At 33.7% G+C, this 4933-nt stretch carries 7 protein-coding genes and 1 pseudogene; 5 read left to right on the forward strand and 3 right to left on the reverse strand.

The features are described from left to right. Window positions 1-215: pseudogene (locus OEW78_RS09815) on the reverse strand (hypothetical protein); the annotation flags it as partial. A gap of 587 nt (window positions 216-802) precedes the next feature. Between OEW78_RS09815 and OEW78_RS09820 the strand changes: the two are divergent. The 5 genes from OEW78_RS09820 (at window position 803) to OEW78_RS09840 (ending at window position 2948) form a co-directional block, all read left to right on the forward strand. After that, the gene (locus tag OEW78_RS09820; protein WP_300327118.1) at window positions 803-940 is read left to right on the forward strand and encodes a hypothetical protein; all 138 of its coding nucleotides are present in this window, start codon (window positions 803-805) and stop codon (window positions 938-940) included. 265 nt (window positions 941-1205) lie between these two features. Beyond that, on the forward strand, window positions 1206-1355 hold the full coding sequence (locus OEW78_RS09825) for a hypothetical protein (protein WP_300327119.1): 150 nt from the start codon (window positions 1206-1208) through the stop codon (window positions 1353-1355). 15 nt (window positions 1356-1370) lie between these two features. Further along, window positions 1371-1622 (forward strand): hypothetical protein, encoded by a 252-nt coding sequence (locus OEW78_RS09830; protein ID WP_300327120.1) that lies wholly within the window; start codon window positions 1371-1373, stop codon window positions 1620-1622. An 82-nt stretch (window positions 1623-1704) separates the two neighbouring features. Continuing rightward, complete coding sequence (locus OEW78_RS09835) at window positions 1705-1881, forward strand: hypothetical protein (protein ID WP_300327121.1); 177 nt, start codon at window positions 1705-1707, stop codon at window positions 1879-1881. Between the two features lie 872 nt (window positions 1882-2753). Beyond that, window positions 2754-2948, forward strand: a complete 195-nt coding sequence (locus OEW78_RS09840) for a hypothetical protein (RefSeq protein WP_300327122.1) — start codon at window positions 2754-2756, stop codon at window positions 2946-2948. A gap of 76 nt (window positions 2949-3024) precedes the next feature. Here the strand turns inward: OEW78_RS09840 and OEW78_RS09845 are convergent, their stop codons facing one another. Together OEW78_RS09845 and OEW78_RS09850 are read right to left on the reverse strand one after the other, a co-directional pair. Further along, complete coding sequence (locus tag OEW78_RS09845; RefSeq protein WP_300327123.1) at window positions 3025-3312, reverse strand: hypothetical protein; 288 nt, start codon at window positions 3310-3312, stop codon at window positions 3025-3027. 1178 nt (window positions 3313-4490) lie between these two features. Then, a complete protein-coding gene (locus OEW78_RS09850) occupies window positions 4491-4901 on the reverse strand; it encodes a DUF6659 family protein (RefSeq protein WP_366523063.1) in 411 nt (136 codons plus the stop codon). Window positions 4902-4933: the final 32 nt, after the last annotated feature.

The following is a 4933-nucleotide window of genomic DNA, read 5'->3' on the forward strand; positions in this document are numbered from 1 at the left end:
GACTTGGGCCCTGTTTGTGAATTGGTCAAAAAATTATCAAGCGTATATCTTGGCTTGGCATCATAACTTGAAATTTCATCTGATAAGACCTGTCCACAAGGACCACAAATTATTTCCCCTCTACTCTCATCAGTGATCAGACCTTTTGCGTTATGATCACAGACAAGATTGTCTTCGTTATCATTTTGTGAGTTGTTAAATTTTTTAATCACCATGTGCCATAACTTCCGTTGATTTTTCTCGCATCATTCATATTCTTGATTTGAGATGTTGTGACACGAGCCCTTTTGTTATTATGCGTCAGTGAAAAGCATTTCAAATTCCTTTTTACGTTCACAGCGAAAACGCCCATGTAAGGCTCGCTATTGAACCTGCGCTGAAAAGATAGAATGCGTAATATGCCAATCTGTGTCTTGGTTTCATCATGCAATCACCATCTCTTTAATTTCAATCTTGCAAAGATTCATCATGCAATCATTACAGACATACTCGCCAGAGGGATTCTTGCAACCGCAATTACAGGTACATGTATAGTCATTCATTAGTTGAGCCTTCTTTTGTGCAACTATCATCAGTTGATTTAACAGAATCTAATTTTGTGTTTTTTTCTTTATTTTCCATATCTATATATGGTTTTACTTATATATATACAAGAGTATTAAAATAAATAGAACTAATTAAACTATATAGAAATTTAGGCTCAAAATCAAAAAGTTCATCAGAAATATCATTGGACTAGAAAGAAATGTGAATTTGATATGATTGGATCCAGAATATATCATACATATGCGTATTGTATAGCATGACTAAAATAAAAAACAAGGCAATACCACAGACAAACAAGAACAACAAGACAAAGCCAGAGAATTTGATGAAAAAAGAATACCTGGAATCCTATGACAAATTAAAAAAAGATATTCAAAAGAGTCAACAAGCATGAAGAAATATTTCACCAGTATCATGAAAACGCATTTTGGGGCTTTGGTTAAATGACATTGATAAATGGTGTTTGGTATGACAATGAATTGAACTACAAGTATGGTGATCACAAATTTGCATTGCTACCAAACAGTGATGGCATGTCAATTGTAAAGTGCTCAATATGCCTAGAGTCAAGAATGTACCTGTCTTTGATGAATATGGCTGAATGCAAGGAGATAAAATCGCGTTAACTGAATCAATTAGTATGGGAGTGATGAATTAGAATGACTGAAACAAAAAATAATTTAGATGTTGTCAAGGGAGCGAAGTTACTTAATACGTGTACAAACTGTGGAGATAAATTCAAACCATCGTACAGTATGACAAATGAGCCATTGTGTGATTCATGTTTGGCAAAAGGCAAATCAAGTTAAGAGGAATATTGGGCCATGAAACACGCTTCTAAAATCAAGTTGACTGTAGATGATTTTGTTTTGGTTGGAATGAACTATAATTATTTCATGATTCCAAGACTTGCATATCCAAAGGATAATCTTGAAAAACTAAAACAACAGATTCTGGATAACCAGGAGATGATAACAGAATTAAAGGCAATATGGGATAAGGGCGAACACGAAACAATTGCTGATGACATTTTACAAATAATGGAAAAGTATTTTGGTAAAATACATTCCAAGTAATCCTCTTTTTAAAAGATGGTAAAACCAGATACAATGTTACAGTATCTTAACGCACTATATACTAGATTCAACCTAGTAATACATGAAGATAAAACTTTCATCCAAAACTGGAAAGCCAAAATGTATCCATGATGAATATGCCCCAAAAGAAAATATTAATTCCATAATAGAGTGTGGGGAAAACAAGATCAAACAAATCCCCAGAAGGATTTCAGAAAACGAGATAAAACTGGAATCGATGGAGGCTCATTCAGACTAGTTAAAGGAATCAAACGAGGCAGAGAAAGAACACAAAAAGGATCTGAGGTTATTTTTGGACCTGCTATCCAAGTATAAAGTCATGATCAGATAATTTGGAAATAGGTGTTTTTTGCACAAAATGGCATTCATTAGATTTTACTGCTCGCTCCACCAATGATGTTTCTCTTCCACATTATGGTGCATGAATCTGTGCAGTAATTTCTTGAGATATGAATATGTGTTTAACTTCATTGGGGAATAATTTCCTTCTTCCACACGTTGCATGCAGGGCATCTGTTTGTAATTTTATCATCTATTTTTTTCAAAAACACGTTGCCACAATTCTCGCAGGATCTTAGATCATCAATAGCAATCATTGTGTTGTCTCCACAATCTGGACTTGCTTGTCTTTCAAATGGGTTTTTTCATGGTCTAGCACTTTTTGAAAATTGCCTTGCCATGCTTCCCACCTAAAATTGCAATGCTTGCAGCGATACGCCATTTATTTTTCTATCCTCACTAATCTCTTTTCTTCAGATTCTTTGAATGCGTTAACGTCCTTTGATGTCTTTTCTTTTCTTCCTTTGAATTTTGCAAAAATACTTTCTAACATGATTTACTATGTTGCCACGGGCTTATAAAGACAGAAAAATCCAACCAAAAGACCACAAAACGCAGCTGAGTAGTTAATTCAGTCCTTCCTTGCAGATATGCAAACTCACACCACTACGTTACTGACACCATCAATTTCGCTTAAAGAGTTTGTTCATTGCAGGTTAATTAGGATGAAATGGCTATTGACATCATGAACACGATGCAATCATGGAATCAAAAAATATGTTCGGACTGCAAGAGAATGCATTGCCAAAAAGGATGCAATTGTGATTGTCATTGGGAGCCTTAGAGCAATTGGCACAGGGTATGGTTACTCAAGATACATGTCCTCATGATGCTAAAGTCAGGATGGCAGGACTCAAGGACATGTACGAATGTACAAATTGTCACAAATTCATTTCCATGATTAAACCAAAAGAGATTGATCATACCGCGCCCCAATATTTGGAAAACAGCTGGGAAGATGACTAGGATTATTGCAAAACATCAAACTAATAAAATATGTTTTCTGTAGTCTGCATCAGGTTAAGCAACATGACAGAATGTTTTAGATGTCATTTATGTTGGAAAGCACCCTTTCAAGATCTTGCTTTTCATATCTCAGACTCTTAACAGTTGAACTGTCCTGCAGAGTCAGGGAAAACTTTTGCAGCATTGATTTGTTTTCATCAGAAAGCCCAGAGGTCATAATTATGCCATTTAGAGCATTTGATAGATGAACAAGTTTTCTCGTTTCTATTTTCTTATCGGTGTTGTTGGCCAAAGAAATCTGATTGGCCAGTTCATCATTAATTTCATTTAAAATTTCAGTTATCTGATTTGACACAAGAGACATGCTATCTTATAGTCGTTCTAGTTAATTAAGATGTGACAACATTCAGCAGAAGTTGTTTTGTTGTCATATGATGGCATTAATTTTAAGACGGCATTAATATTCAACGTCCAAACACATCATTTGTTTTACAAATAAATTATTTTAAAACACAGTATTCTGAATTTACCGAATTTTTTTTATTTTTTACAGCATAATGTCTCTGCATATCCGTTTGTCATCTTGCTATCTGTGGAATAATGCCAAACTGCCTTGTATTCTTTTCCACATTTATTGCACATTTCTGTCATTGTTTGTTTTTCTCCATTAGTTTAAAGTAATTATCATACTTGGAATCAGATGATTCTGATTTGAAGATATTTTGATGTAATGGCTTACTGCATTTCTTGCATGTAGGAACTCTCCAACTTGCTTGATTTCCACAGTAAGCGCATCGCATTTTTACTAGCTCTTTTTTTGCTTATTGTTTTTCTGTTTTAGCAGGTTCGTCTTTTTTTGTTTCGTCTTTTTTGCTGTCCTTCTCTACGGTTACTGCCTCAGCTGCAGTTGTTGCGTTTTTTTCTTTATTTTCCATGACTATATAGATCTCTTTTATCATATATACCCACACATTGATAATTTATAGAATCACCAAAAATCATATAGAATTTCAGGCATAAATCTCAGAAATTACGCTGGTATTTATCACAGAGAAACATTATCACCGCATGTTTGAAAAAATAATTAAAAAAATTGGATTGGGTTCATGCAAGACCAAAGTCGCTGGGAATGCAGACGAATCTAAAGAATCTACAAAAAAGAAACCAGAGGAGAAAGCAAAATAAAATGGAGTACCAATGTGAGCATTGCAATTTTCATTGGACAGGAACATCATACACTTTTGATAAGGTACGCAATCATGAAAAAACTCATTTGGATTCTTCCAAAGTTAAGGAACTAATGTAATCATTGAAGATTCAGGATGGTTTGTATTACTTCAATGACTTTTTTTGAATTGTTATAGGAATCTTCTTGGATTTGAAGTGTTTTTATTTTGTAGTAGGTGATTGGAAATTTAGACAGATAAACAATGTTTAAAAAAATTAAATTGATTAAAAAATGCTGAAATATTTTAAAATTCTAAAATAACATTATCCTTTATGAGGATGATTTCTTGATTTATACAAATTTCAGTTTTTAGTTCAATTCACACCATGCGTTTTTATTTTAACGTCGTGTTGCATGTCCTTTATTTTTTTCAGTATTTCGTCAATGATGGGCTCAATCTTTGTATTAGATTCGGCAGATATCAATACCAGATAGTCATTGACTGGAATCGTGATTATCTTTATGTTCTTTCTTTTTGATACTATGTAGTCAAGTGGTCCCAAGACGTCATCAAGATCTTTTTTCATGAATAGTTCTAATGCATGCTCCATACACATTTTGTACTGTTCTACCTCTGCAATTGGAATAATTCCTTTTTTGTATTTACTTGTTACAAGATTGCCCATGTTATTTATCACCCCGACAAATCTAATCTCTGGAAAATTCAGAATGTATTTACTCGTAGATTCCCAGGGCGAAATATTTTCAAATATTAAATTTGACATCACATTATATCGTTGTTGTTTGTATTAAGGAT

Origin of the sequence: Candidatus Nitrosopumilus sp. (assembly GCF_029882185.1) — an archaeon.
Classification (GTDB): Archaea; Thermoproteota; Nitrososphaeria; order Nitrososphaerales; family Nitrosopumilaceae; genus Nitrosopumilus.

Bases quoted from the DNA above. Each gene is read 5' to 3' on its own strand.
- OEW78_RS09825 (WP_300327119.1), top strand. From the start codon at position 1,206: ATGACTGAAACAAAAAATAATTTAGATGTTGTCAAGGGAGCGAAGTTA.
- OEW78_RS09820 (WP_300327118.1), top strand. From the start codon at position 803: ATGACTAAAATAAAAAACAAGGCAATACCACAGACAAACAAGAACAAC.
- OEW78_RS09850 (WP_366523063.1), bottom strand. From the start codon at position 4,901: ATGTCAAATTTAATATTTGAAAATATTTCGCCCTGGGAATCTACGAGT.
- OEW78_RS09835 (WP_300327121.1), top strand. From the start codon at position 1,705: ATGAAGATAAAACTTTCATCCAAAACTGGAAAGCCAAAATGTATCCAT.
- OEW78_RS09845 (WP_300327123.1), bottom strand. From the start codon at position 3,312: ATGTCTCTTGTGTCAAATCAGATAACTGAAATTTTAAATGAAATTAAT.
- OEW78_RS09830 (WP_300327120.1), top strand. From the start codon at position 1,371: ATGAAACACGCTTCTAAAATCAAGTTGACTGTAGATGATTTTGTTTTG.